Source organism: Modestobacter sp. VKM Ac-2983 (genome assembly GCF_026967885.1).
Taxonomy (GTDB): Bacteria; Actinomycetota; Actinomycetes; order Mycobacteriales; family Geodermatophilaceae; genus Modestobacter.
In genome coordinates this window covers 147,947-171,931 of sequence record NZ_JAPVBK010000002.1, presented here as the reverse complement: position 1 = coordinate 171,931, position 23,985 = coordinate 147,947, and the positions used below count along the sequence as shown (strand labels likewise).

The following is a 23,985-nucleotide window of genomic DNA, read 5'->3' as shown; positions in this document are numbered from 1 at the left end:
GCCAAAGCCGCGACTTCGGCCCCTCAGTGGATGGCCGCCTACTCGCAGCCGACGCCGTCCTTGTTGCGGTCGAACTTCTGCTGCCATCCCGGGTCGCCTGGGTAGATCGGGGCCGCTCCGGCCGCCCGGACGGCATCGCAGTTCGCATAAGACACGCCCGGAGCCGGAGCCGGAGCCGGAGCCGGAGCCGGAGCCGGAGCAGGCGCGGGGGCGGGAGCAGGCGCCGGGACAACGACGACCGGCGCGGGCGCGGGCGCGGGCTTGGGAGCCGGCGACGGAGCCGGGGCCGGGGCGGCCGTGGTCGGTGCAGCTGGTGCGGGCACGTTCACGACCACGCCAGCGGGCAACGGTTCGTCCGGGCAGGTGCTCAGCACCGTGGCGACTGCGTTGCGCTCCGCCTGGGTCATCCAGAGTCCATAGGTCGCCTTCACGGCGACCTGGCGGGCGACGTAGGCGCAGCGGTGGCCCTTGTTCGGCGGCAGCCACGTTGCCGCGTCACCGTCGCCCTTCTGCATGTTCAGCGGCCCGTCCACGGCCAACAGGTTGAGCGGGTCATTGCCGAAGGCGGTGCGCCGGGCAGCGTCCCAGCCCTGCGCGCCGGTCTGCCAGCTGTTCGACAACGCGACGACGTGGTCGATCTGGACGTCGCTGCTGGTGTCCTGTCCGCGCTGGAAGCCGATCGTGCGCCCCGAGTAGGGGTCAGCGAGTGAACCGGTGAGCACGACGCAGTCGCGGGTGCCGGCCTTGAAGGTCTCGCCGGAGAGATCGCGGGCGAGCATGTCGTTGCGGGTGTCGCAGCCGTTGCGGTCGGTGTCGACCCAGCCGGAGCCGAAGAGGTCGCGGTCGTACCCGGTCTTCGGGGCGCGCCCCTGCACCGGCACCGCGGCCAGCGCGGCGAGGGCGGTGGTCGGCTGCGCGGAGACGATGGCGGCGTCGGCGCTCGTGTCGGTGAGCAGGCCGGTGGCGGTGGAGCCGGCCGTCGCGGCGGCCGCTGCCTCCTCGGTCTCGGCGCGGACGAGCGCTGCCTCAGCGGCAGCGACGGCGGCCTCATCGAGGGCAGCGCTGGTGGTCGGGGCGGGGCGCGACGTCGCGGCGACCGGCTCGGTCTCCGGCATGGTGGCGCCTCCGACCATCAGCGCGACGAGGCCGGCGGCGGCCACACCACCGGCGACCGCACGTGAGGCGATCAGCGCCCACCGCGCCCGGCCGACGACCAGTGCACCGATCCCGACGACGAGGACGGCGAGGCCGGCCATCATGACTGCGCCGGAGAAGCCGCCGCTGGCGGCGCCGGCGAGCATGAACAGCACGACGCCCGCGGCGACGAGCGCGCGGACGACGGTCACCCGACTGATGTGCCGTTCCTCTGCCGGGGCGCAGGCGAAGACGTCGAGCACCCCGGCCGGGTCAACGGCGTCGAACGGGAACTGGACGTCCTTGCGCCGGACCACGGCACCGGGCACTGCGGCCGCCCTCTCGCGCATGTCCGCGCCGACGGCGGTGAGCTGTAGCGCGTCCATGTCGAGAGTGACGGCGTGGCCCGACCGCGGTCGGTACACCAGGCGGAGGGATCGCGCCGGGCCCCAACCACCGGGCTCGGTGACGGTGAACCCGAGGTCGATGGCCCGCTGGACCACCGGGCGGGCGGGAGTGCCTGGGTTCTTCGACTCCCATCGCTGCAACAACTGCTCGACGGCTGACTCGGACTCTGATGACATGCGCTGACCCCCGTGAGCGTGTGACGTGGGGCCATCCTGGGTGCGCGCAGCCACCCCTCCCGAATGGACAGGCCGGAATGGCCTCCCCAGCCCCATTCACCCCAGTGCTTCCGCCCTGACGTGCAGGGATGGCCCCCCTGAGGCCTCGCGTTGCCGCTGTCCCCTCCGGTCGGCGGGGCATGAGGCGATGACTTCCCGCCTCGTGTGCGGTCCAGCTCTCTGTCCGGCGTTGCGTGCCGGGCGGAGAGGACCGACATGGACGAGACGACGAGGAACATCACCCGGGTCGCCGCGACGACCGTGGTGGTGACGGACCTCGAGCGGGCGCTCAACTTCTACGTGGACGACCTCGGGCTGGAAGTCGTGCGCGACGCGGAGCTGGGCCCGGGGATGCGCTGGGTCGAGGTGGCGCCGGCCGGCGGTGGGACGACGATCGCCCTCCTCGCGGCAGGCAGCGGCTTCCCGCCGGGCATTCGGCTGGGCACGCCCGACGCGGACGCAGCTCACGTACAGCTGCGCAAGCGGGGCGTGGACATCGACGAGCACGTGCTGCGGATGGGCGACGTGGCCCCGCCGATGTTCACCGTCCGAGACCCGGACGGGAACGTCCTCGTGTTGGTGGAAGGTGCGTGATGGCCGCCATCGACGAGCGGTTCACGGCCCGGTTGCTGAAGAGCCCGGCGGACGGCGGGTGGACCTACCTGGTGTGGCCGGACTCGGTTGCGTTCTTCGGCACGCGGGGCCTGGTGAAGGTCAGCGGGACGATCGACGGTCACCCGTTCCGGAGCTCGTTCATGGCGCTCGGCGACCTCCGACACAAGCTGCCGGTGGGAGCCGCGCTCCGCGCTGCGATCGGCAAGCAGGCCGGCCAGACCGTCGAGGTCCACCTGACGGAGCGGATCACCACCGCCCACCCCGTGGGGTCCCGCACCCGAGCGACGACCGGCTGATCAGGAGCTCCGATGCGCCCGCCGCTCAGCGGTCGGGGACCTGGAAGGTGCAGCGGGCCCGAGGCGGCGGCGAGCTTCCGGTCGAGGGTCCACAGCGGCGCATCGAGCTCTTCGGCGAGCGCGACGGAGGCGGCGTCCTAGGAGGTGGCGGCGCCGTGCAGTGCCCAGACCCGCTCGCCCCAGTGGCTCGAACTGCCCTCCGCCTTCCTCCCCACCTCATCCCTCACCCGAGGAGTCAGGGTCTGGACTTCGTTCCTCTGGATGGCGGGCTCACCCGCTGGAAGGGGGCGGGGGCCGGTACGCCTCGGCGCGGTGAGCGACCCGGACGACGAGCACTGTCCCCGCTCCCTCGTCGACCTCGATGAGCACGCGGTAATCGCCACGGCGGGCGCTGCGCAGCCCTTCGAACTCGCCGGTCAGCGGCTTGCTGAGCCTCAGCGGGTTCTCGGGCAGCACGGCGGTGAGGAACTCGACCACGGCGGGGGCGACCCGGGCGGGCAGTCGGCTCAGCTGGCGGTGTGCCACCGAGGAGACGCGGACCTCGTACGGCGGGTTCACTCGGGGAGCCGGAACTCCGCCCTGAGATCATGCGCAGTGACGGTCCCGCCCTCGGCGAGCTCCCGTCGTGCCGCCGCCACGTCCTCGCGAACGCCTTGCTGCGACAGCCAGAAGATCGTCTCGTGCAACGAGTCCAGGTCGGACTTGGCCATCAATACGGCCGCCTCGCGGCCGTGCCGCGTGATCGTCACGATGTCGTGCGTCGTCTCCGCCGCCTCGACCAGCGCGGACAGCTTGTCCTTGGCCTCGCTCAACGGCACCGTCGTCATGTCCGAAGTCTAGCCAGACTTCTGGCCTCACTGGCCTTTCGACTGGATCGGGGCGGGTCGCCGCGATGACGTCCTGCTCTCAGCAGCGCCTGGGATGCACGAAGTGCCGAGGCAGTGAGCTCCGGGCGGCGGTCGACAAGCAGGCCGGCGACACCCTCGAGGTGGAGCTGACCGAGCGGATGGTCACCCCGACCCGTCGGCTCCCGCACCTGCAGACGAACGGCTGATCAGGGGGCACCCGACGGTCAGCGGTCCGGCACGCGAAAGGTACAGCGCGGACCGGAGGCGGCGGCGAGCTTGCGGTCGAGAGTCCACAGCGGCGCATCGAGCTCTTCGGCGAGCGCGACGAAGGCGGCGTCGTAGGAGGTGACGGCGCCGTGCAGTGCCCAGACCCGCTCGGCCAGTGGCTCGAACGGGAAGCTGGCCAGGGGGACGCGGACCAGATCGGCGTGCGCCATCGCCCCGGCCTCACGACCCAGCCGCCCGGTGATGACGGCACGACGGAGCACGTTGGACACCTCGACGTACAGGTGGGCCGGCGCGGCGAGTTCCTGCCCGCGCAGGCCGGTCCGCGCCCAGGAGCCATCCGATCCGCTGTCGACCAGGGCCGCGACGACGACCGAGGAGTCGACGACGATCGTCACCGGCGGTCGGCCTCCCGCAGGTCGAGGATGACCTCGGCCGACAGTGCCGTACCCGTCTCCTGGACCCGCTGCTGCACGCGGTCCCACAGCTCCTCGGGACTCGGCCGCTTCGCCAACGCCGTCAGCTGAGCCCGGACGTACTCCTGGAGCGACTGACCGGCCCGGGCTGCCCGGGCGGCGAGCTCGTCGCGCGTCTCGTCGGGCACATCGCGGATCGTCATGGACACCGGCACACATGCAGACTAGTTGCCACGCTGGCGAAGTACATCGACATGGACGGAGGCCTCAGTCGAACCACAGCCGCCAGTAAGGGCGCCCGACGAGCGCACCGCTCAGCTGACGCAGGGAGTCGTAGGTGCCCTGACGCACCTCATCGGGACAGAAGGCCGCGATCTCGGCCGCGAGCGGCAGTGCCTGTTCGACGGTCTGCGGCGGGTGGCGGACGAGCAAGGTGAGGGTGGCGAAGTCCAGGCTGGCGAGGACCGCGCCGAACCGGTCCTCCCAGCTGCGCAGCACCGCGGCGACCTGGGCCGGCTCGATCCAGTTGATCGTCCCGAGCCAGCCGATCGCGGCGACGGCGTCGGCCGGTCGGCGGCATCGGACCAGCCCGATGCGCGCTGCACTGCTCCACCCCAGCACCGTGGCAGGCAGCAGACACTGCTCTTCGTTGCGAGGTGGTGCCGCCGCGAGACCGGGAAACTCCGCACCGTACGGAGCCAACGCCCGCTCGATCTCCGGATGCCCGACCAGACCGCCGATGGGCACGAGGCTGTCGGCCCACCCCTGCGCGAGGATCGAGAGGGCGTCCAGTCCGTCGACGGTCTCCATGGTCACCGGCTGGAGCTCCCCGGAGTTCCAGGGCCGCTGACCGGTCCCGGCAAGCGATCGGAGGACGACCGGCCACAGCCCAGTGGCCGGGAACCGGTCCACCAGCAACCGCCACACCACCGCCGCGTCGGACACCGGTTCATCGGTCAGGCACAGCGCCGGCGCGATGACGTCCCCGACCGGCGGATCGACCGCGCCGGCGCGGGCGGGACGACCGGCGGGCAGTCGCAGCCTGCCCAGCGTCAGCGTGCCGACCGGCGGGAGGCCGATGTCGACGATGGTCTCCGGGTCGAGAAGCCCAGGGACGTCGATGACGGCGCCGAACGATCGGCGGCCAGGCTCGGACAGTCTGAAGGAGGACACGCCAGCAGCCTGCCCGGCCGCGGGAGGTCAGGCCGGCGTTGTCCACAGGCGCCGAGCGCCCGTCCAGCAGCTCTCCTTGCGGCCGAGGAGATCGTCTCTGTGGGTGAGACGGCTGCCCTCGGCTCGGCACGCTCGATCTCCCGCCGTGGTGAGGCTGTGCCGGTGACGGTCGTCATCGGGAGCTGAGAACGACGTCCGGGTCGCTCAACGAGCAGCTGATCGGTCGACGACTCAGATCGCGACGACGGTGACCCGACGCTCGGAGTGCTGGACGAGAGCACCGAGGTCGTCCGGGTCGCTGGTCAGGATGACCGGATCAGGTCGCTCCGCTGCGTAGGCGGCGACGATGGCGTCGGTCGCGCTGATCGTGCCTGCGCGCCCGGTCGCGGTGCGCAGTACAGCCGCCGACCGCGCAGTCAGCTCATCCGTCGGACGGACCTGGCAGGCGCGAAGCAGCCGATCGGCATGGAAGTCGCGCCGCGGGTCGCCGGTCAGGGCTTCGGTGAGCACCGGCGCCGGGACCTCTGCCGGCCACATCCCCCGTTCCCGGAGTGCGATCAGCCGCGCACGCTGCCCGGCCAGGCCGCTGACACCGCCGGCGTCCAAGACCAGCGTCACGCCGACCGGGCCGGACCCGAACGGGCCTTCGGCCGGCTGACGACCAGCGCATCAGCCCAGGCTCCGGCTGCGGCCAGCTCATCCTCTGGGAGCGGGCCGTGTGTCCGTTCCAGATCCGCAAGGTAGGCATCGAGCGCCGCCACCTTGGCGCGACGGTCCAGCTCCTCGGTCAGCGCCGCCGCCGTGATCGCGGAGATGTTCAGATCAGCAGCGCGCGCCCGGTCGAGCACCTCATCCGGGACGGTGATGTTCACGCGAGCCATGCGCATAGGATACGCATGACCGAGGTCGCCGGTGGGGAGGTCGCTCACGGCCGCATCAGGCGCGCATCGCGTGTCTCACCGGCGTCCAGCCCTCGATGCCGGCCCCACTCGAGCCCGCAGGCGCGGCAGGCGAGGGCCGGCACGTCGGGCCCGACCAGGCAGCCGCCCAGCGCGACCAGGCCACGATCAGCCAGCAGCGTGCCCTCGGCATCAGGCAGCCCCCAGATCAACGGGAGGGAGTCCTCCCGGCCGCACGACGGACACAGCTGCCCGACCTGAACACCGACCGATTCGCTCAACGCACCGTCCTCCTACTCGCGATCGCGCAGGCGGCGACCTGGTGGAGTGGAGCAGCAGCCACCGACAGAACCCGCCTCGACGCCGGAGGGCGCACCGGTGTCGCGGCCGCGGTGGAGACGGGATGGAGCTGCTGCCATGCTGCCGGGATGGCCCCGACGGCAGTCGAGTTCAGCGAGGTCACCGGCTTGGTCGATGCGCTCGCCTGGCCCGTGGTCGTGTTGATCCTCGTACTGGTCTTCCGCCGCTCGCTGATCGGTCTGTTGAACCGCGACAAGGTCAAGGCGACGCTCCCCGGCGGGGTCAGCCTCGTCGCACGCGACCCCAGCGCAGCGACCGACGCCGTCGTGGACGCCTCGGCGAGCAAGGGCATGCACATCGACAAGGCACTGGCACGACGCGAGGTCGAGGCGGCGACCGAGGACCTGGTCGGGCTCCGCCGAAGCCCGAGACTGCTCTGGGTCGACGACCACCCGAGCGACAACCGCCACGAGATCGCTGCGTTCGAAGCCCTCGGGCTCACCGTCGACCTCGCGACCTCCACGACCGACGCCGTCACCCGGCTGGCACTGCAGGGCCCGTTCGACGCGGTCATCTCCAACCTGGGGCGCTCACCCGATCCCCGGGCCGGGTACACACTGCTGGACTCGCTCCGTCAGGCCGGCGACGTCACCCCGTACGCCATCTACGCGGGCTCGACGGAGCCCGACGACTTCGACGACGCGGTCCGCCATGGCGCCGTCGGCAGCGCGAGCGACCCCACCGAACTGATCCGGCTCGTCCGGCGCTGCATCCGCAACACCGCCGCCCGTGACGCCACCCCCCGGCGCGTGGCCGAACAGCCACCCGAACCGTCCAGCTGACCGACGGCGGAGAACCCGCTGAGGGCCCAAAGTCGCGACTTCGGCCCTCAGCAGGCGTCAGGCCCAGCGGGGAGTCGCAGCAAGTCCGGCGACAGTCGGGTGATTGTGACGACACCGTCCGGTTTCAGCTCAAGACGGACGGTCTGCTCTCGATATCACAGGGATGCCGAGATCTTGCTCGGCGCTGTGACCGTAGGAGCTCCGATGTCCCACCCGTACCAACCCGCGCCCACGCAGGGCCCGCCGGCCGGTCAGCCCCCGTACGACATGCCGCCCGTCGGCTACGCCCCGCAGGGTGGGCAGCAGCCCGACCCCCGCAAGGGCTCGGGACTCGCGATCGCGGCCCTCGTGCTGGGGATCATCGCCCTCCTGCTCTGCTGGGTGCCCATCATCAACAACTTCGCTGCGGTCCTCGCCGTGGTCGGTCTCGCGCTGGGCATCCCGGCGCTCATCTCCGCGCGCCGCGGCAAGCGCACCGGCTCCGGCCTCGCGGTCGCCGGCGTGGTGCTGTCCGTCGTCGCGCTGGTGGGTGTCTTCGCGACGCAGGCGTTCTACGGCGAGGTCATCGACGACGTGACTGAGGAGATCAACAACTCCGCGGTGGACCCGACCGTGGAGACCGACTCGTCGGCGGTTGACTCGGAGGCCTCTGCCGACGCCGCGACGGACGTCGCCGCAGCGCCGTCCGTCCTGCCCGTCGGTCAGTCGGGCGAGCTGAGCGAGTACACGGTCACGGTCGATTCGGTCACGCCGAACGGCAACGACGTCGTGGCCAACGAGAACCAGTTCAACGAGGCGCCGACCGGGCAGTACGTCCTCGTCGGCCTCACCGTGACCTACAACGGAGCCGATGAGGGCGACCCGTGGCTCGACCTCACCACCGAGTTCGTCGGCACCGATGCGCGGAAGTACGACACCAGCAGCTGCTTCGCGGTGATCCCCAACGAGGCGACCGAGGTGCCCACGCTCCTCTCCGCCGGCACGGCGTCCTACCAGGTGTGCATGGACGTGCCGCCGACCGCCATCGAGGGTGGCCAGGTCGAGGTCTCGGAGAGCTTCTCATTCGAGGACGACTCCCTGGTCTGGGCCATCCAGTAGTCCAGCCGGTCGAGCGGCCCGTGTCCCCCTGGGACACGGGCCGCTGCTCGTCCCCGACCTAGGCCCAGCGGGGGTCGGCGGGGAGCCTCGGGTTGAGCAGGTGGGCGACCAGCGCCGTCCAGCCGGTCTGGTGGGTGGCGCCCAGACCCTCGCCGGTGTCGCCGTCGAAGAACTCGCTGAACGTCGGGTGCTCACGCCACAGCGGTGAGTCGCTGGACTCGATCCGGTCGCCGTCGGCCGGGCGCTTGCCGTCCACCGGGCGGAACAGCCGGGTGAGGCTGTTGTCGATCAGGTCCGCGGCCTCCACCAGCGTGCACTGCGTGCCCGACCCGGTGGGGATCTCGATGGTGAACGAGTCGCCGTAGTGCCGGCCGAGGGTGCGCAGCTTGTCGGCCAGCAGCACGTTGACCGGGAACCACACCGGCCCGCGCCAGTTCGAGTTCCCGCCGAACAGCCCGGTGCGCGACTCCCCCGGCTCGTACTCGATCGACACGTCACGACCACCGACGTTGGCGAACACCTGCCCCGTCGACTTCGACAGCGACCGGATGCCGAACGGGGAGAGGAACTCCTCGGTGTCGAACATCCGCTGCAGGATCCGCTGCAGCCGCTCCTTGCCCACGAGCGAGAGCAGCAGCCTGCGGCCCTCCGGCGCCCGCCGGCTGCGCAGCGGGCCCATCAGCTCCGGCCGGCGCTTCTGCAGCCAGCGCACCCGCTCGGCGACGTCCGGCAACCGCTCGGCGACCCAGGCCGGGATCTCGGTGGCGCCCAGGATCGGCAGCAGGCCGACCATCGAGCGCACCCGCAGCGACTCCGTCGTCCCGTCCGGTGCGACCAGTACGTCGTAGAAGAAGCCGTCGTCCTCGTGCCACAGCGACACCTCGTGCGAGCCGAAGGCGTTCATCGCCTCGGAGATGGCGAGGAAGTGCTCGAAGAACTTGGTGACGACGCCGTCCCACGCCCGGTCGAACTGCGACAGCTCGAGGGCGATCTTGAGCATCTGCTGGCAGTAGAACGCCATCCAGCTGGTCGCGTCCGACTGCTCCAGCCGGTAACCGGGAGGCAGCGGTGCGGACCGGTCGAACAGCGCGATGTTGTCCATCCCGAGGAACCCGCCCTCGAAGACGTTCGACCCGTCGGCGTCCTTGCGGTTGACCCACCAAGAGAAGTTCATCAGCAGCTTGGTGAACACCCGGATGAGGAACTGCTGGTCGCGGTAGCCGTCGAGCCGGTAGACGTGCCAGGCCGCCCAGGCGTGCACCGGCGGGTTGACGTCACCGAACGCCCACTCGTAGGCCGGGAGCTGACCGTTGGGGTGCATCGCCCACTCGCGGCACATGAGCACGAGTTGTTCCTTGGCGAAGTCGGGGTCGACGTGCGCCAGCGGCAGGGTGTGGAAGGCGGTGTCCCACGCGGCGAACCACGGGTACTCCCACTCGTCGGGCATGGAGATCACGTCGGCGAGCGCGACGTGCCGCCAGCTGGTGTTGCGCTGTCCCTTGGCCCGGCGTTCCGCCGGTGCGGGGACGTCGGGGTCGCCGTCCAGCCAGCGGGCGACGTCGAAGCGGTACAGCTGCTTGGTCCAGAGCAGGCCGGCGTAGGCGCGACGGGCCACGTGCCGGTCGTCGTCGGAGAGCCCCGGGTGGATGACGCCGGCGTAGAACTCGTCGGCCTCGGCCCTCCGGAGGCTGAGCACCTCGTCGAACTGCGCACCGAACATCTGCTGCTCGGGCTCGGCCTGGGTCAGCCGGAGCTTCACGCTGACGGTCTCACCGGGCTCGACGGCGTCCCACTGGTACCAGAACGCGGCCTTCGTGCCCGTCCGGTCGGGGTTCACCGCGGACTTGTCCTCGTGGACGACGCGGCGGTCGATGCCGTCCTTGGTGTACTCGCTGGCGTTGCTCTCGGCGCCGAACAGGGCGACGGCGTTCGTCTCGTTGTCGCAGGTCAGGACGTCGGGGCTGCCATCAGCGGCGAGCACCCAGCGACCGAGGTAGCCGTGCTCGGCGACGACCGCCGCGACCTCCTCGTCCTGCGCGGTGAGCGTGGGCTTGCGGTCGTCGAGGCCCCAGGACCAGGTGTTGCGGAACCAGACCTGCGGGAGCAGGTGCAGCGGTGCCGCCTCGGGTCCGTGGTTGGTGGCGGTGACGGTGATGCAGACGTCGTCCGGGCCGGCCTTGGCGTACGTCACCTGGACGTCGAAGAAGCGGTCCTCGTCGAGCACGCCGGTGCCGGCGAGCTCGTACTCCCGCTCCAGCCGGGTGCGCTTGGCGCTCTCCTCACGCAGCTGCGCGTACGGGAACTCGGCCTGCGGGTAGCGGTAGAGCCACTGCATCCAGGAGTGCGTGGGCGTGCCGTCGGTGGGCCACCAGTGCTCCTTGGCGTCCTCGCCGTGGTTGCCCTCGCCGTTGGTCAGGCCGAACAGCCGCTCCTTGAGGACCGGGTCCTTGCCGTTCCACATCGCCACGGAGAAGTTGAGGAAGCCGTAGCGGTCGCAGATGCCACCCAGGCCGTCCTCGCCCCAGCGGTAGGTGCGGGCGACGGCGTGGTCGAAGGTGAAGGACGCCCAGGCGTCGCCGTCGGCGGAGTAGTCCTCGCGGACGGTCCCCCACTGCCGGCCGGCCAGGTACGGCCCCCACATCCGCCAGGGAGCAGCCATGTCGGCCGACTCGGCCAGGCGCGCGTGCTCGGCGCTGCAGGGTCGGTCAGTGTCTCGGGGAGCGGGCGCCGGGTCCGGGTCTCGGAGCGGGGCGCCGGGATCTGCGGCAGACACGACCTCCACAGTGCCACGACGAGGTTGCGCGCTCGTGTCGCGCGCGGCCGGGCGAGACCAGGCTCACCGCCGGACGCCCCGCACGTCGCTCCTGTCCCTGCCTGCGGACGACGCGAGCACGGCAGCGGCGTCCGACCGGACGCCGCTGCCGGGAGCCGGCTCAGTGGCGGCCGGTGCCGCCCTTGCCTCCGCTGCGCTTGGCCTGGAAGTCGGCGAACGCCTTCTTGAGCTTCGCCTGGTTCTGCGGCTTGCGGGCCTCCTGGATGACCTTGGACGCGACGCCCGAGATCAGGAGCTTGCGGATCATGCCTGCCATGGTGGGTCTCCTCTGTCGATGTGGCCGATGCCGGCCGGGCCTGTCGAGGGTGCCCCAGGACGTCGGAGTCCACGCCCGGCAGGCCCCCATAGGTGCCGGCCGGCTCTCCGATCCGGGCGCGGTGGTGCGATCACCGGCCAGGGGCGTCGGACCCGTTCCGTGGTGCCCAGCGACCGCAGCGGGCACCGCGCCGAGGTCCTAGCGTCGGCCGGGGGACGGCGGCGGTCGGCGTCCACGGACAGGACGGAGCGGCGCATGCGCGCAGTGCAGTACCGGACGATCGGTGGCAGCCCCGAGGTGGTCGAGATCCCGACCCCCGAGCCGGGCCCCGGCCAGGTGCGGCTGCGGGTGACCGCCGCGGGGCTCTGCCACTCCGACTCCTTCGTCATGAGCCTGCCCGCCGAGCAGTACACCTACGGCCTGCCGCTCACCCTCGGGCACGAAGGGGCCGGCGTCGTCGACGCGCTCGGCGACGGGGTCACCGGGGTGGAGCTCGGCGAGTCGATGGCGGTCTACGGCCCGTGGGGCTGCGGGCAGTGCCACGCCTGCGCCCGCGGCGCGGAGAACTACTGCACCCGGGCAGCGGCGCTGGGCATCGCACCGCCCGGTCTGGGTGCTCCCGGCGCGCTGGCCGAGTACCTGATCGTGGACGACGTCCGGCACCTGGTTCCGCTGGGCGACCTGGACCCGGTGGCGTCGGTCTCGCTGACCGACGCGGGCCTCACGCCGTACCACGCGATCGTGTCCAGCCTCGCCGCGCTGCCGGCCGGGAGCACTGCGGTGGTGATCGGCGCCGGCGGGCTGGGGCACGTGGCCATCCAGATCCTGCGGGCGATCACCGGCGCGACCGTGATCGCCCTGGACGTCAACGAGGAGAAGCTGACGCTGGCCCGGCAGGTGGGCGCCCACCACGCGATCCCCTCCGACGCCAAGGCCGTCGGCGCGATCCGCTCGATGACCGGCGGGGTGGGTGCCCAGGCGGTGTTCGACATCGTCGGCGCGCCGGCCACGCTGGAGATCGCCCGGCAGACGGTGGCCATCGACGGCGTCGTGCAGATCGTCGGGATCGGCGGCGGCCTGCTGCCCACCGGCTTCTTCTCCACGCCGTTCGGCGCCTCGGTCCGGGCGCCGTACTGGGGCACCCGGACGGAGCTGATGGAGGTGCTCGACCTCGCCCGCAGCGGGGCTGTCCACGTCGAGGTGGAGCGGTACTCGATGGACCAGGCGCCGGAGGCCTACCGGAAGCTGCACGACGGCACGCTCCGCGGTCGCGCCGTCGTCGTCCCCGGGGACTGACGCAGGGTCCACCACGTCCCTCCGCTCCGTGCACGCCGTCGGACTGGACGGTCGCGCACCGCCCTCGTGGGCTTGGCGGCGGAGGTCCATGCCACCACCCTGTGCAGATGGCGGGGGCCCGGGACCGGACGCGCGGTGCTGCCGGCCCGAGCCCGCCGGGGACCGTCGTCCGCTGGGCCGTGCTGGGCTGGGCCGGCCTGGTCGCGTCCACGGCTGCCTCGGCGCCGCTGACCTGGCGCGAGTGGCCGACGACCACCGTGCTGACCGTGCTCGTCGCCGTTGCCCTGACCGTCACCGGGCAGTTCCTCCTGGACCGGCCCCGGGCCCGCCGGACCGGCGCCCCCCTGGTGGCGGTCGGTGCGCTCTGGCCGACCAGCGTCTGGGGAGTGGTCGACCACGGTCCTGGGCCGTTCCTCAGCTGGACGCTGAGCGGGGTGGCCTGGGCGCTGCTGGGGATCGCGATGCTGAGCTATCCCTCGGACCTGCCCTGGACCCGAGGGGTGCGCGTCTACATCGCCGTCCTGGTGACCGTCCTCGTCCCGGTCAACGTGGCCCAGGCCCTCGTGTCCGAGCCGGAGTGGAACGGGTTCGCCGCCGGTGCCTGGTGGCCGACCCTCCTGTCCTCCCCCGCCTGGCACTGGACGACGATCGCCGTCTACTCGACCGGCTGCCTCGCACTGGCTGCCGGCGCGATCAGCCTCTTCCTCCAGCGGATGCGGGCCGCCTCCGGCATCGACCGGGCGGCGCTGCTCCCCGCGCTGCTCGGGGTGAGCACCGGCGCGATCGTCGGCGCCGTGACGACCAGCGGGCAGGTCCTGGTGGCGTCACGACAGGCGTGGGCGGCCATGGTCGCCATCCAGAGCGTCGCGCTGCTCGCGCTGCCGATCAGCGTGGCCCTGACCGCGCTGCGCACCCGGCTGGCCAACGCCGACGTGGTCAACACGGTGGGTCAGCTGGTCCGGCCGGCGACGCCGGATGCGGTGCAGCACGCCGTCCGCACCCTGCTGCACGACCCGTCCGCGACCGTGCTCTTCTGGTCGCCGGAGCGGTCCGGCTACATCGACGGCGACGGCCTGCCGGCCGGATCGGCGACGGATCACCACCGGATGAACGTGGAGGTTCGTGCCGCATCCGGTGACCGGCTGGCCCTGGTGGCGCTGGACCCGCGGCTGGGGCACCACTCGGGCCTGGTGGACTGGACGGTGACCTCGATCGGGCTCGCCCTGGAGAACGCCTGGTTGCAGGCCCAGCTCCGGGCCCAACTGGGCGAGGTCCGAGCATCGCGCACCCGCATCCTGGACGCCCAGCTGAGCGAGCGGCGGCGCCTGGGCCGCAACCTGCACGACGGGGCCCAGCAGAACCTGCTGGCACTGTCGATGCGGCTGGAGGCGGCGCGCACCCGCACCGCGGACCAGACGACGCAACGCGAGCTGACCGAGATCAAGGACCAGCTGCGCACGGCGCTGGCCGACATCCGTGACCTGGCCCGCGGTCTGCACCCAGCCGTGCTCACCCAGGCCGGGCTGGGCGCCGCGGTCGCCGAGATGGTGGGGCGCAGGCCGGTGCCCGTGCTGGTCGACCTGCCTGCCCAACGCCTGGACGAGCTGGTCGAGTCGGCCGCCTACTTCGTCATCTCCGAGGCCATCGCCAACGCCGACAAGCACGCGGGCGCAGGGACCGTGTCGATCTGGGGCAAGGTGGTCGACGGCGACTTCGTCCTGCGCATCAGCGACGACGGCCAGGGCGGGGCCGACGTGGACGGCGCCGGTCTGCGCGGGCTGGCCGACCGGGTGAGCGCGCTCGGGGGGAGCCTCGTCGTCGTCAGCCCGCCGGACGGGGGCACGCGGGTCGACGTCCGGCTCCCCTCACCGTGACGACGTCCGTGCTCACGGTCCCGCTGCCGTCACCGCGTGACCGCGCAACCAGGTGAGCACGGCCCGCACCCTCCGGTTGTCCCCGCCCTCGGCGGAGATGCCGAGCTTGTCGAAGATGCTCGCCGTGTGCGCCTCGATGGTGCGCTCACTGAGGTGCAGGGTGCCGGCGATGCTCCGGTTGGACCGGCCTTCGGCCATCGACCTGAGGACGTCCCGCTCGCGGGCACTGAGCCGGTCGAGCTCACCGGTGGCGCGTTGCTGGGAGATGAGGTCCGCGACGACGTCCTGATCGAGCACGAGACCCCCGGTGGTCAGCCGGGTCAGTGCGTCGAGCAGGGTGCCGAGGTCGTCGACCTTGTCCTTCGACAGCAGTCCTCGCCCGCGGGTGCCACTGGCGAGCAGGCGGGTGGCGTAGGACGGCTGCACGTGCGCGGACAGCAGCAGCACGGGCAGGTCGGGCCACACCAGGTGCAGTTGCTCCGCGGCGACGAGCCCCTCGTCGGTGTGGGTGGGTGGCATCCAGACGTCGATGACGACGACGTCGGGCAGCTCCGGCGTGGCCTGCAGCTCGGCGAGGAGCTGGACGCCGTCTGCCGCGAGGACCACGACCTCGTGGCCGGCGCTCCGCAGCAGCACGGCGAGGCCCTGCCGGAAGAAGGGGCTGTCGTCCGCGATGGCCACCCGCACCGGGGCATCCTCGCGGACCGGCGGGGACGTGCACCACCGTGCCAGCACGGGTGCTCACCGCGCGCGTCCCGCAGGGACTGCACGGGCTGGCCCGGATCCGTCCCGGGGCGGTTCCGGGGACCGTTGGCGAACCGGATCCCGGGTCACAGGGCAGCGGGAACGGCATCCGTCACGGGGGTGCGCCATGGACGACTCAGGCAGCAGTGGGGGCGGCGGCTTCGTCGTCCTGCTCATGGTGTTCGTGCTGCTGGCGCTCTACTTCACTCCCACGATCATCGCGTTCGCCCGGGGCATCGGTGATCGGGGGACGGTGCTGGTGCTCAACCTGTTCCTCGGCTGGACGTTCGTCGGGTGGGTCGTCTCGCTGGCGATGGCGGCCCGGAGCCGACCGGAGCCGGTCGTCCTCGTGGCGCAGCCGATGGTCGGCCAAGCAGGACCCCAGCCGGGCTGGTACCGCGATCCCTCGGACCCGTCGGCCGAGCGCTGGTGGGACGGGGCGGGGTGGAGCGAGACCCGGCGAGCGGTGTCCTGAGCCCAGGGAAACAGACTCTCGGTGCGCCGCGGGGCCGGCCCGGTGCTCAGCGGGCGATGGAGAACGCGCCGAGCAGGGCACTGGTGGCGATCGCGGTGACCGCCGTGTTCCGCTCGGCGTGCGGTGTCGCGCCCAGTGCGGCGAGCAGCCCGGCGCCGCCACCGAAGGCGTAGAAGACGGCGAGGATGCGCGCCGCCATCCGGGGCGTGGCCACCTCGGGTGCGCCGGACCGGACCTGCCGCACGTGGTCGACCCCTCCGCTCGGACCTGCTCCGGAGCGGGCAGCTGCCTCACCCACGGTAGGCCGCTTCCAGGAGGGCCTGGTCCGTGAGCCCGGCGAGCAGCTCGGGCAGCGGGACCGGCCGGCCGTAGCGCCAGCCCTGCGCGAACGTGCACCCCATCGCGCGCACCGCGGCCTCCTGCTCGGCGGTCTCCACCCCCTCGGCGACGACGTCCAGGCCCAGGCCGCGGCACATCGCCACCAGGCTCTGCAGCATCTGAGCCCGGCGCGGGGAGGAGGCGACGGTCGCGATGAACGAACGGTCGAGCTTGAGGACGTCGGCCGGCAGCGTGTCCAGCCGGCTGAGCGAGGAGTAGCCGGTGCCGAAGTCGTCGATGGACACCACGACCCCGGCGGCGCGCAGGGCGTGCAGCGTGGCGATGGCGGCCGGCGACTCGCCCTCCAGCAGGCTCTCGGTGACCTCGACGACGAGGTGGCCGGCGGGGAAGCCGGTCTCGGCGAGCACGTCCTGCACCCGCTGCGCGCAGTCCGGGTCGTTGAGCTCGCGGCCGGAGACGTTCACGCCCAGGGTGACCTGCACGCCGGCCGGCGTGCGGACACCGGCCAGTGCGGCGCAGGCCGTGTGCAGCACGTGCGCCCCGAGGGCGAGGATCAGCCCGTTCTGCTCGGCGACCGCGACGAACTCCTCCGGTGGGATCGGGCCGTGCTCGGGATGGGTCCAACGGGCCAGCGCCTCGACCCCGACGACGACGCCGTCCGGCAGGGCCACGATCGGCTGGTAGTGCACCGCCACCTCACCTGCGGCCAGCGCGGCCCCCAGGTCGTGGGCGAGCGCCGAGCCGCTGCCGCCCTCGAGCTCGCACCGGCCGCGGCCGGCCGCCTTGGCGTCGTAGAGCGCACGGTCGGCCCGGCGCATCAGCTCGGCGGCGCCCTCGCCGGGGCGGTGCTCGGCGACGCCGCAGGAGATCCCGATGTCCGGGTGCCGGTCGGCGATCCGGCGCACCAGGGTCAGGGCCTCGGCACCGCCGACGCCGGGCAGCAGCAGGGCGAACTCGTCGCCGCCGTGCCGGGCGAAGACGGCCGTCGGCGGCAGCTCCCGGCGCCACACGTCGGCGATCCGGCAGAGCACCCGGTCCCCGGCTTCGTGGCCGGCGGTGTCGTTGATCTGCTTGAAGTGGTCGAGGTCGATCAGGGCGGCCGAGAGCGACTCACCGACGCGGGACGACGCGGTGCGCAGCTCGTGCAGCGCGTCGTCGAAACCGCGGCGGTTGGCCAGCCCGGTGAGCGGGTCCCGGCTGGCGCTCGACGCCCGGATGACCAGGCCGCGGACGACGGTGCCCAGCGCCACGATGATCGCGTCCAGACCCAGGGCGATGGACGCCGGGACGTCGCCCTGGGCGAGCAGCGCGGCGGTCACCGCACTGATCCCGAACGCCATGTGCAGCCAGGCGAGCGGGAGGCTGAAGAAGAAGCACGCGTCGACGGCGACGAAGGCCATGATCGTGGCCGCGGCCATCGCCGTGGCGGCGTCGGGGCTCACCGTCACCGCGACGGCCACCAGCCCGGCGGCCGACGCGACCGGCCAGTGGAACACCCGGCGCGGCCAGTGCGGGCCCCAGCGGAACGCCACGGCGCCGCACGCCAGGACGACGATGGCGAGGCCGAAGATCGCCCAACGCCCCTCGGTGGCGGCGTCCGGACCGAAGACGGCGAGCAACCCGGCCATGCCGGCCGCGACGTAGAAGGTCGCGAGGACGCGCGCCATCATCCGGGGTGTCGCCACCGCAGGCGCCGTCGACCAGCTCACCCCTCAGTGGTCGACCCGGTCGGGCGCGAGGTTGACCGGCCCAACGAGACTGCCCCGTTCCACTCCCCCGCCCGGGTGACCGCCCTCCGGAGAGCAGCCGTTCGTCTCTACTGGCTCAGCCGACCCAGGATCCGGCCTGTTCGGGCGCGGCGGCGCCACCCAGTGCCTGCGCACTGTTGTCATCGCCGGGTGAAGCTGAGCACCTGGAACTGCTGCGGGAAGTTCGACGAGAACCTGCAGCACCTCTTCACCCTGGACGTCGACGTGGCCGTCGTCTGCGAGGCCCGCACACCCGCGACCTGGCCGACCGCCCCCGACGGCCGGGCGCTGACCGGCTTGCGGCAGCGCGTCTGGTCGGAGAGCCCGAGGGAACTGGTCATCGTGGCCCGGGAGCCGTGGTCGATCGAGCTCCATGAAGACGCCGGGTCGGCGCCCGGATGGGCGCTGCCGGTGCGGGTCAGCGGTCCGACGTCGTTCACGCTGGTGGCCGTTTGGACGGTGAGGTACGCAGGCACGCCCGGTTACGTCGCGCAGCTCGACCGGGCGGTCGACTGGATCGCACAGTTCTCCGCCGATGCGCCGACCGTCCTGGCTGGCGACCTCAACGCCCCGATCGCGGACAGCCAGAAGCACTACGACCGGGTCGAGCAGCGCCTGAACGACCTGGGCCTGGTCGACGCCTACCGGGCGTCACGCGGACTGGAGACCGGTGAGCGACCGGCGGAGCCGACCTACTTCCACCACCGCCGGCAGGACGAGCCGTTCGACATCGACCACGTCTTCCTGCCCACGGCGTGGGCCGACGCGGCTGCGGTCGAGGTGGGCGACTTCGACACCTGGGTGGGCACCGGGCGGAGCGACCACGTGCCGGTGACGGTCGCCGTCCAGCGGTGAGCTGACCGGTCAGGCAGTCAGCTGATCCGGGCCTTTCGCGCAGGGCAGGCAGAGCCAGTCGGGATCGTCCGGCCCCACCATGCAGCCGCCGAGGATGACCTTGCCCTCGTCGGCAAGGTCCGTGGCTGTGATGTCCGGCAGCCCGTAGACCACCGGGAGTGCACCGAGCTCGCCGCACTCGGGGCACCGACGTCGGCGCGTGCGTCGTCCCGGCTGTCCGTCCGCCATGTGCCCAGCTCCCCGTCGTTCGACGACCCGATCCGACGACTCTGCGTGACTGATCAGTCGGCCATCAAGCCAGTCCCCCGAACGGGTCGACGGCGGCCGGCACCGTCCTCCGGCGGTGCACGGCGGAGCTCATGGTGCCGGCACAGGTCCGGGCTCTACCGTGGGCCGCGGTCGATCCGGCGACGGGAGGGGCACGGCACGGTGTCAGACGCCTCTTCCCCCACCGAGGGGCTGACCGATGAGCTCGGTCAGCGCCGCCTGCACCCGCTGGAAGCCGGCGACCCGCCGCAGATCGGGCCCTACCGACTGCTGTGCCGGCTGCCACGCGGCGGTCAGGGCGCCGACGTCTTCGTCGGCCGGCACGATGCCGCCGATCCGCTGGTGGTCGTCAAGTGCCTGCCGGACGGCGCCGGGGAGCTGGTCCGGCGGCGGTTCGCCCGCGAAGTGGAGAACGCCGCCCGCATCCGCAGTCCCCGGGTGGCCCAGATCGTCGACCAGGACCTCACCGCGGCCAATCCGTACTACGCCCAGGAGTACGTCGCGGGGACCCCGCTGGACGAGTTCCTCGCCTCCCGGGAGGGCGGGCTCAACGCCGAGGAGCTGCGCCGGATCGCCATCGGGCTGCTGCGGGCGCTGCGGGACGCGCACGCGGCCGCGGTGGTCCACCGCGACGTGAAGCCCGCCAACATCATCATCACCGACCGGGACGTCTTCCTCGTCGACTTCGGCATCAGCCGCTACCTCGGCTCCGAGGGCCCCTCCGGCACGGTCACCACCGCGCTGGCCGGCTTCGGTTCGAAGCTGTTCGCCAGCCCCGAGCAGCTGCAGGGGCTGCCGCTGACCGAGGCCAGCGACGTCTACAGCTGGGGCATGGTGATCGCCTACGCCGCCGGGGCCCGGCACCCGGTGGACCCCGACGACGAGCTGCCCCCCGCCGACTACTGGCTGGAGCTGCGGGCCGGCCGGGTGGACCTCTCCGCCGTGCCGCCGAACCTGCTCGACCCGGTGTCGCACGCGCTGCGGGTCGCGCCGGAGCGGCGGCCGTCGGTCGCGGAGCTGGCCCGCGAGGTCGAGCAGCAGACCCGCTGGCTGGGGCAGCCGTCGGAGATCCCCTCCCCCCGGACGGTGCTGCAGGACCTGCGGTCGGCCGTCGCCGTCCGGGAGGCGGTGCGCTACCAGCTCTCCCGGCTGGAGCGGGCGATCGCCGACACCCCCACCGGCTACGCGGCGGCGATCGCCGCCGCCGTCCTGCTCGGTCTGGTGGCCGCCGTGGTGCTCGGCTTCCTCACCTACATCATCTTCTGATCCCCCGAGGAGGCGTCGTGTCCGGTCTGTACCAGCGCGCGATGGCCCAGCAGGCGCTGGAAGCCCGCCGGCACCGCTACCTGAAGCGACAGCGGGTGCTGCTGCTGGTGTTCGCGATCACGACGGTGCTCGGCTACCTCCTGCTGGTGGGCTGAGATGGCGAAGAAGGACCTCGTCTGTCCCCGCTGCCTGGAGACCTTCCCGGAGCCGCTGCTGCGCAGCCCCTTCGGCGGGGCGCAGCCGGTGCCGGTCCAGCGGCGCACCGCGTGGCAGCGCTTCAGCGAGGGGCGGTGGGGTGGCCAGCCGGCACCCGGCCCGTCGTCCCAGGCGAGGGCGGCCGCCTCCGACGCGGTCGACGCCGTGCCGGTCTGCCCGAACGGCCACCGGCTGCCGCCGGACTACGCCACGCGGCCGACCGTCGTCGTCGGCGTCGTCGGCCTCACCGGCGCCTCGAAGAGCACGTACCTCACGGTGCTGATCGACGCGCTGCACGCCGGGGCGCTCGCCCCGTTGGACATCTCCGTCGAGCTGGAGGAGAACAGCGCCGACCGGTTCGAGCGGCAGTACCACCAGCCGCTGCTGGTCGACCACCGGCAGCTGCCGCTGACCCCGCCGCTGCTGGAGCAGGGCCAGTCCCCGGAGCCGCTGATGCTGGTGCTGCGGCGGACGACGCAGGACGGGCAGGAACGGTCGATGAACGTCGTCCTGTTCGACGCCTCCGGGGAGCAGCTGTACCGGAAGGAGGACCTGGGCCGGTTCAGCAAGTTCCTGTACGTTGCCAGCGCGGTGCTCGTCGTGCTCTCCCCGGGGATGTTCCCGGGGCTGCAAGCGGTGGCCGACCCCGGCGAGGGCGCCCTGGGCATGGCCCGGCCGACGCAGATGCTGGTCAACCTGGCCGACCTGCTCCGCTCGGCCCGCGGACTGCGCCGGGACGGCTTCCTGCAGGGGGTGTCCACCGGGGTGATCCTGAGCAAGGCCGACAAGCTGCTCACCCGGCCGGAGTTCCCGACCGACACGCTGCGCAACCCGGAGATCAGCCTCGCCGCGCTGCCCAGCCTCTTCGAGGACGTGCGCGACAACAGCGCCCGGCTGGTCGACTTCCTGGAGGTCAACGGCGGCAGCAACCTGCTGACCACGTTGCTGACCCGGCTGCCGGACCCGACCGTGCACGCCGTGTCGGCGACCGGGTCGGAGGCGAGCGACGGCGCGTACCCCTCGATCGCCCCGGTGGGTTGCCTGGAACCGTTGCTGGTGCTGCTGGCGCGGCACCGGTTCCTGCCCAGCGACGGGCTGGACCTGGACGGCTCGTACTCCGCCGCCGCCGATCGGCTGCGTCGATGACCACCTGCGCGCAGCTGGTCTACACGTCGGCGAGCCGGACGCTGGAGGGGCCGGGCTTCGGCGTCGTCCAGCTCTCACCGGTCTGGCCCGCGGCGGTCGGTGACAGCCGGGCCACGCTCGGCCCGCTGATCTCCCTCGGCAATGGGGAGTCCTTCGGCCTGCGGCACGCCGCCGGCGGGCGGATCGCCTACCGCACGGTGCCGGCCGGGACCGACGCGTTCGGCCGGCCGGGCAACCACCTGGTGCACCTGCTCTGGGACGGCGACGGCCGGCTCACGCCCCGGGACGTGTTGGCGTTCCGGAGCGGCGGCGGGTTCCTCGACGGGCTCCCAGCCGAGGCCGAACCGTCGCGGGAGATGCCGGCGGTGGAGGTGCCGTCGGCTCGCCGGTCGTTGCCGGCACTGACCGCGGACGACGTCGACGCCCTCGTGCCCGGGATGGCGGCGGTGCTCGCGGCGGTGTCCGCCGGTGCGGGGGTGGTCGGGCTGCCGGCCCGGACCGCGTCGGGACGCGACGTCGCCGAAGTGCTCTTCGGTGTGCTGCCGCGGGCGATGGCCTCGGCCGTCGCGCTGCACGTGGGGACGGCGTCCGTCATGGGCGACGCCGGCGCGGTGCGGGTGCACGTGGACGCCGGCCCGGACGTCACCTCCGACGTGGTGCCGGACGGTCAGGACACCGCGCGGGCACGGGCGCTCCTGGAGGCGGCGGCGAAGAAGGAGCTGTGCTCGGACCAGCTGCGCAAGCTGGAGACGCTGGACCGGTGGCTGTTCACCGACACCTGGACGGGGCTGGACCCGGCATCACTGACCCCGACGCAACTCGTCGGGGTGCTGGAGTCGGAGAAGGCCGGGTGGTGGCTGGCCTCCGCGGATGCCGTGGACGTCGCCTGCGCGGTGGCCGCGTCGGCCCCGGAGGTGGAGGCGGCGCTGCGGGCGGCGCTGGAACGGCACCCGGACGTCTGGGACCGGTTGCGCGACCGGGAGCTCGACGCCGCACTGACCGCCGTCTTCAGCGGCGCCGGGACGGCGGACGTGCCGATCGGCTTCACCGGGCTGACCCGGGCCGAGCTGAGTGAGGCGTTCGCCGCGGAGCTGACGCGGGGCCGCCGGCTGCCCGAGGTCGGCGGGGCCGCGGCCGCGCTGGTCGAGGAATCGGTGGCCCTTCCCTCCCCGGTGGCGCTGCTGGAGCTGACCGACGACCTCGCCGGGCTGGCCCGGTTGGCCACCAGCCGGCCGGTGGTGCGGGAGGCGCTGGTGCGGGAGTGGGCGGGAGTTCTCGAGTGGCCCGCGAGTTCAGCGTCGCTGCTCGGGCACCTGCTGCTGGAGGACCCGGACTGGTTCCTGACCCTCGGTGGCTCCACCACGCCGTCGGTGGTGCGGGCGGCGCTGCCCTGGGCGGCGGAACGGCTGGCGGCGCCGATGGTGGAACGGCTGGCGCTCACCGTGGCCGCCAGCGAGCTGGCCGGGCAGGGCTGGGCGCTGCGGGACGTGCTGTTCCGGTCCGGGTTGGCCGAGGACGAGGTCGCCGCGATCGTGGCCCGCAACTTCCTGGTGCTGGCCGGGGACGACGGCTGGCCGGGCGAGGTCGCCCGGATCGCCGCCGGTGCGCTCGGCGCTGGTGGCGGCGGGGAGGCGCCCGAGGGTCGCCGGAAGACCGGCATGTGGCCGCGGCGCCGCCGGTAGACCTCGCGCACCCGGAACCCGACCACCGCAGTTCGCCGGCGCTGGTCAGCGATACGTGGTCCGCGCACGCTTGTGCTCTGGCTGTACTGGCGCACCAGAGCACAACCATCGAGGGACAGGGTGTCGGTGGGCATTCGTGCGCCCATGCGTTGGGCGTCGCTCCCCTTGTGCCTACGTCCCGTTTCCGGGCGCTGCACCGCTCCGCCCGCGACGCCGCTCTACTTCTGCTGGACGAGCTGTGGAGCGAACTCACCGTCGTGCCTGCCGACGGACCGCGGTTGCGGGCGGCTTCCGCAGCCGCACTCCGGGACGGGCTGCGCGGCTACGACGCCGTTCACTGCGCGGCCGCGCTCGCCGTCGCCGACGACGACCTGGTCGCGGCCAGCGGCGACCAGGAGCTGCTCAGCGCTTGGCGGGACGACGGCCTCGCCGTCGTGGACATGAAGGCCTGAGGAGCGGATCCGCGCGACGGACCGGCGGGTCGCCCTCCCTGCTGGGACATCGGCCAGTCACCGCCGCACCCGTTAGCGTCGTCCCGTG

At 72.7% G+C, this 23,985-nt stretch carries 29 protein-coding genes; 14 read left to right on the top strand and 15 right to left on the bottom strand.

Annotated features, from left to right (window positions below; all coding sequences use genetic code 11):
• Nucleotides 1-38: 38 nt before the first annotated feature.
• Nucleotides 39-1,718 carry a GmrSD restriction endonuclease domain-containing protein gene (locus tag O2W18_RS07285; RefSeq protein WP_269186883.1) on the bottom strand — a complete coding sequence of 560 codons (1,680 nt, stop codon included), beginning with the start codon at nt 1,716-1,718 and terminating at the stop codon, nt 39-41.
• Nucleotides 1,719-1,973: 255 nt separating this feature from the next.
• Here O2W18_RS07285 and O2W18_RS07280 point away from each other — a divergent pair, with 255 nt between their 5' ends.
• Both O2W18_RS07280 and O2W18_RS07275 read left to right on the top strand, forming a co-directional pair.
• Nucleotides 1,974-2,351 carry a VOC family protein gene (locus O2W18_RS07280; RefSeq protein ID WP_269186882.1) on the top strand — a complete coding sequence of 126 codons (378 nt, stop codon included), beginning with the start codon at nt 1,974-1,976 and terminating at the stop codon, nt 2,349-2,351.
• Nucleotides 2,351-2,668 (top strand): DUF1905 domain-containing protein, encoded by a 318-nt coding sequence (locus O2W18_RS07275; RefSeq protein WP_269186881.1) that lies wholly within the window; start codon nt 2,351-2,353, stop codon nt 2,666-2,668. The genes O2W18_RS07280 and O2W18_RS07275 overlap by 1 nt, the downstream gene beginning before the upstream one ends.
• A gap of 270 nt (nt 2,669-2,938) precedes the next feature.
• Here O2W18_RS07275 and O2W18_RS07270 read toward each other — a convergent pair whose 3' ends face one another.
• The gene (locus tag O2W18_RS07270; RefSeq protein ID WP_269186880.1) at nt 2,939-3,226 is read right to left on the bottom strand and encodes a type II toxin-antitoxin system RelE family toxin; all 288 of its coding nucleotides are present in this window, start codon (nt 3,224-3,226) and stop codon (nt 2,939-2,941) included.
• The gene (locus O2W18_RS07265) at nt 3,223-3,495 is read right to left on the bottom strand and encodes a type II toxin-antitoxin system Phd/YefM family antitoxin (protein WP_269186879.1); all 273 of its coding nucleotides are present in this window, start codon (nt 3,493-3,495) and stop codon (nt 3,223-3,225) included. The genes O2W18_RS07270 and O2W18_RS07265 overlap by 4 nt, the downstream gene beginning before the upstream one ends.
• Before the next feature lie 65 nt (nt 3,496-3,560).
• On the opposite strand from O2W18_RS07265, the gene O2W18_RS07260 reads away from it, so the two are divergent.
• Nucleotides 3,561-3,722, top strand: a complete 162-nt coding sequence (locus O2W18_RS07260; RefSeq protein ID WP_269186878.1) for a hypothetical protein — start codon at nt 3,561-3,563, stop codon at nt 3,720-3,722.
• 18 nt (nt 3,723-3,740) lie between these two features.
• On the opposite strand, the gene O2W18_RS07255 is transcribed toward O2W18_RS07260, so the two are convergent.
• From O2W18_RS07255 to O2W18_RS07230, 6 genes are all read right to left on the bottom strand, one after another.
• Complete coding sequence (locus O2W18_RS07255; RefSeq protein WP_269186877.1) at nt 3,741-4,139, bottom strand: type II toxin-antitoxin system VapC family toxin; 399 nt, start codon at nt 4,137-4,139, stop codon at nt 3,741-3,743.
• On the bottom strand, nt 4,136-4,360 hold the full coding sequence (locus O2W18_RS07250) for a FitA-like ribbon-helix-helix domain-containing protein (RefSeq protein WP_269186876.1): 225 nt from the start codon (nt 4,358-4,360) through the stop codon (nt 4,136-4,138). The genes O2W18_RS07255 and O2W18_RS07250 overlap by 4 nt, the downstream gene beginning before the upstream one ends.
• Before the next feature lie 64 nt (nt 4,361-4,424).
• The gene (locus O2W18_RS07245) at nt 4,425-5,330 is read right to left on the bottom strand and encodes a DUF4253 domain-containing protein (RefSeq protein WP_269186875.1); all 906 of its coding nucleotides are present in this window, start codon (nt 5,328-5,330) and stop codon (nt 4,425-4,427) included.
• 231 nt (nt 5,331-5,561) lie between these two features.
• Nucleotides 5,562-5,948, bottom strand: coding sequence for a type II toxin-antitoxin system VapC family toxin (locus O2W18_RS07240; protein WP_269186874.1), 387 nt, complete (start codon nt 5,946-5,948; stop codon nt 5,562-5,564).
• Nucleotides 5,945-6,211 (bottom strand): type II toxin-antitoxin system CcdA family antitoxin, encoded by a 267-nt coding sequence (locus O2W18_RS07235; protein WP_269186873.1) that lies wholly within the window; start codon nt 6,209-6,211, stop codon nt 5,945-5,947. Before O2W18_RS07235 ends, O2W18_RS07240 begins: the two co-directional genes overlap by 4 nt.
• Before the next feature lie 44 nt (nt 6,212-6,255).
• On the bottom strand, nt 6,256-6,510 hold the full coding sequence (locus tag O2W18_RS07230) for a hypothetical protein (RefSeq protein ID WP_269186872.1): 255 nt from the start codon (nt 6,508-6,510) through the stop codon (nt 6,256-6,258).
• Between the two features lie 147 nt (nt 6,511-6,657).
• On the opposite strand from O2W18_RS07230, the gene O2W18_RS07225 reads away from it, so the two are divergent.
• Both O2W18_RS07225 and O2W18_RS07220 read left to right on the top strand, forming a co-directional pair.
• On the top strand, nt 6,658-7,371 hold the full coding sequence (locus O2W18_RS07225) for a hypothetical protein (RefSeq protein ID WP_269186871.1): 714 nt from the start codon (nt 6,658-6,660) through the stop codon (nt 7,369-7,371).
• Nucleotides 7,372-7,575: 204 nt separating this feature from the next.
• The gene (locus O2W18_RS07220) at nt 7,576-8,469 is read left to right on the top strand and encodes a DUF4190 domain-containing protein (protein ID WP_269186870.1); all 894 of its coding nucleotides are present in this window, start codon (nt 7,576-7,578) and stop codon (nt 8,467-8,469) included.
• A gap of 58 nt (nt 8,470-8,527) precedes the next feature.
• Here the strand turns inward: O2W18_RS07220 and O2W18_RS07215 are convergent, their stop codons facing one another.
• Nucleotides 8,528-11,128 (bottom strand): MGH1-like glycoside hydrolase domain-containing protein, encoded by a 2,601-nt coding sequence (locus tag O2W18_RS07215; protein WP_269186869.1) that lies wholly within the window; start codon nt 11,126-11,128, stop codon nt 8,528-8,530.
• 274 nt (nt 11,129-11,402) lie between these two features.
• On the bottom strand, nt 11,403-11,549 hold the full coding sequence (locus tag O2W18_RS07210) for a hypothetical protein (protein ID WP_269173468.1): 147 nt from the start codon (nt 11,547-11,549) through the stop codon (nt 11,403-11,405).
• Nucleotides 11,550-11,813: 264 nt separating this feature from the next.
• Here O2W18_RS07210 and O2W18_RS07205 point away from each other — a divergent pair, with 264 nt between their 5' ends.
• Both O2W18_RS07205 and O2W18_RS07200 read left to right on the top strand, forming a co-directional pair.
• Nucleotides 11,814-12,854 (top strand): NAD(P)-dependent alcohol dehydrogenase, encoded by a 1,041-nt coding sequence (locus O2W18_RS07205; RefSeq protein ID WP_269186868.1) that lies wholly within the window; start codon nt 11,814-11,816, stop codon nt 12,852-12,854.
• 107 nt (nt 12,855-12,961) lie between these two features.
• On the top strand, nt 12,962-14,728 hold the full coding sequence (locus tag O2W18_RS07200) for a sensor histidine kinase (protein ID WP_269186867.1): 1,767 nt from the start codon (nt 12,962-12,964) through the stop codon (nt 14,726-14,728).
• A 12-nt stretch (nt 14,729-14,740) separates the two neighbouring features.
• Here O2W18_RS07200 and O2W18_RS07195 read toward each other — a convergent pair whose 3' ends face one another.
• Nucleotides 14,741-15,415, bottom strand: coding sequence for a response regulator transcription factor (locus O2W18_RS07195; protein ID WP_269186866.1), 675 nt, complete (start codon nt 15,413-15,415; stop codon nt 14,741-14,743).
• A gap of 184 nt (nt 15,416-15,599) precedes the next feature.
• On the opposite strand from O2W18_RS07195, the gene O2W18_RS07190 reads away from it, so the two are divergent.
• Nucleotides 15,600-15,947: a superinfection immunity protein gene (locus O2W18_RS07190; RefSeq protein WP_269186865.1), complete on the top strand. Its 348-nt coding sequence runs from the start codon at nt 15,600-15,602 to the stop codon at nt 15,945-15,947.
• 46 nt (nt 15,948-15,993) lie between these two features.
• Here the strand turns inward: O2W18_RS07190 and O2W18_RS07185 are convergent, their stop codons facing one another.
• On the bottom strand, nt 15,994-16,191 hold the full coding sequence (locus O2W18_RS07185) for a hypothetical protein (RefSeq protein WP_269186864.1): 198 nt from the start codon (nt 16,189-16,191) through the stop codon (nt 15,994-15,996).
• Nucleotides 16,192-16,237: 46 nt separating this feature from the next.
• The gene (locus tag O2W18_RS07180) at nt 16,238-17,971 is read right to left on the bottom strand and encodes a putative bifunctional diguanylate cyclase/phosphodiesterase (RefSeq protein WP_269186863.1); all 1,734 of its coding nucleotides are present in this window, start codon (nt 17,969-17,971) and stop codon (nt 16,238-16,240) included.
• A 213-nt stretch (nt 17,972-18,184) separates the two neighbouring features.
• Between O2W18_RS07180 and O2W18_RS07175 the strand changes: the two genes are divergently transcribed.
• Nucleotides 18,185-18,889: an endonuclease/exonuclease/phosphatase family protein gene (locus tag O2W18_RS07175; protein ID WP_269186862.1), complete on the top strand. Its 705-nt coding sequence runs from the start codon at nt 18,185-18,187 to the stop codon at nt 18,887-18,889.
• 9 nt (nt 18,890-18,898) lie between these two features.
• Here the strand turns inward: O2W18_RS07175 and O2W18_RS07170 are convergent, their stop codons facing one another.
• The gene (locus tag O2W18_RS07170) at nt 18,899-19,042 is read right to left on the bottom strand and encodes a hypothetical protein (RefSeq protein WP_269186861.1); all 144 of its coding nucleotides are present in this window, start codon (nt 19,040-19,042) and stop codon (nt 18,899-18,901) included.
• A 276-nt stretch (nt 19,043-19,318) separates the two neighbouring features.
• Between O2W18_RS07170 and O2W18_RS07165 the strand changes: the two genes are divergently transcribed.
• The 5 genes from O2W18_RS07165 to O2W18_RS07145 all read left to right on the top strand — a co-directional run bounded on the left by O2W18_RS07165 (nt 19,319) and on the right by O2W18_RS07145 (nt 23,897).
• Nucleotides 19,319-20,422, top strand: coding sequence for a serine/threonine-protein kinase (locus tag O2W18_RS07165; RefSeq protein ID WP_269186860.1), 1,104 nt, complete (start codon nt 19,319-19,321; stop codon nt 20,420-20,422).
• A 17-nt stretch (nt 20,423-20,439) separates the two neighbouring features.
• Nucleotides 20,440-20,577, top strand: a complete 138-nt coding sequence (locus O2W18_RS07160) for a hypothetical protein (RefSeq protein WP_269186859.1) — start codon at nt 20,440-20,442, stop codon at nt 20,575-20,577.
• Nucleotide 20,578: 1 nt separating this feature from the next.
• Nucleotides 20,579-21,763 carry a TRAFAC clade GTPase domain-containing protein gene (locus O2W18_RS07155; protein WP_269186858.1) on the top strand — a complete coding sequence of 395 codons (1,185 nt, stop codon included), beginning with the start codon at nt 20,579-20,581 and terminating at the stop codon, nt 21,761-21,763.
• A complete protein-coding gene (locus O2W18_RS07150; RefSeq protein WP_269186857.1) occupies nt 21,760-23,445 on the top strand; it encodes a GAP1-N2 domain-containing protein in 1,686 nt (561 codons plus the stop codon). The genes O2W18_RS07155 and O2W18_RS07150 overlap by 4 nt, the downstream gene beginning before the upstream one ends.
• A gap of 167 nt (nt 23,446-23,612) precedes the next feature.
• A complete protein-coding gene (locus O2W18_RS07145) occupies nt 23,613-23,897 on the top strand; it encodes a PIN domain-containing protein (RefSeq protein ID WP_269186856.1) in 285 nt (94 codons plus the stop codon).
• The last annotated feature ends 88 nt before the right edge of the window (nt 23,898-23,985 follow it).

What these genes read in the sequence shown, in the direction of transcription:
- O2W18_RS07215 (WP_269186869.1), bottom strand. Translation starts at nt 11,128, where the DNA reads ATGGCTGCTCCCTGGCGGATGTGGGGGCCGTACCTGGCCGGCCGGCAG.
- O2W18_RS07225 (WP_269186871.1), top strand. Translation starts at nt 6,658, where the DNA reads ATGGCCCCGACGGCAGTCGAGTTCAGCGAGGTCACCGGCTTGGTCGAT.
- O2W18_RS07275 (WP_269186881.1), top strand. Translation starts at nt 2,351, where the DNA reads ATGGCCGCCATCGACGAGCGGTTCACGGCCCGGTTGCTGAAGAGCCCG.
- O2W18_RS07210 (WP_269173468.1), bottom strand. Translation starts at nt 11,549, where the DNA reads ATGATCCGCAAGCTCCTGATCTCGGGCGTCGCGTCCAAGGTCATCCAG.
- O2W18_RS07250 (WP_269186876.1), bottom strand. Translation starts at nt 4,360, where the DNA reads ATGACGATCCGCGATGTGCCCGACGAGACGCGCGACGAGCTCGCCGCC.
- O2W18_RS07155 (WP_269186858.1), top strand. Translation starts at nt 20,579, where the DNA reads ATGGCGAAGAAGGACCTCGTCTGTCCCCGCTGCCTGGAGACCTTCCCG.
- O2W18_RS07220 (WP_269186870.1), top strand. Translation starts at nt 7,576, where the DNA reads ATGTCCCACCCGTACCAACCCGCGCCCACGCAGGGCCCGCCGGCCGGT.
- O2W18_RS07280 (WP_269186882.1), top strand. Translation starts at nt 1,974, where the DNA reads ATGGACGAGACGACGAGGAACATCACCCGGGTCGCCGCGACGACCGTG.
- O2W18_RS07150 (WP_269186857.1), top strand. Translation starts at nt 21,760, where the DNA reads ATGACCACCTGCGCGCAGCTGGTCTACACGTCGGCGAGCCGGACGCTG.
- O2W18_RS07260 (WP_269186878.1), top strand. Translation starts at nt 3,561, where the DNA reads ATGACGTCCTGCTCTCAGCAGCGCCTGGGATGCACGAAGTGCCGAGGC.
- O2W18_RS07190 (WP_269186865.1), top strand. Translation starts at nt 15,600, where the DNA reads ATGGACGACTCAGGCAGCAGTGGGGGCGGCGGCTTCGTCGTCCTGCTC.
- O2W18_RS07235 (WP_269186873.1), bottom strand. Translation starts at nt 6,211, where the DNA reads ATGGCTCGCGTGAACATCACCGTCCCGGATGAGGTGCTCGACCGGGCG.
- O2W18_RS07200 (WP_269186867.1), top strand. Translation starts at nt 12,962, where the DNA reads ATGGCGGGGGCCCGGGACCGGACGCGCGGTGCTGCCGGCCCGAGCCCG.
- O2W18_RS07265 (WP_269186879.1), bottom strand. Translation starts at nt 3,495, where the DNA reads ATGACGACGGTGCCGTTGAGCGAGGCCAAGGACAAGCTGTCCGCGCTG.
- O2W18_RS07285 (WP_269186883.1), bottom strand. Translation starts at nt 1,718, where the DNA reads ATGTCATCAGAGTCCGAGTCAGCCGTCGAGCAGTTGTTGCAGCGATGG.
- O2W18_RS07205 (WP_269186868.1), top strand. Translation starts at nt 11,814, where the DNA reads ATGCGCGCAGTGCAGTACCGGACGATCGGTGGCAGCCCCGAGGTGGTC.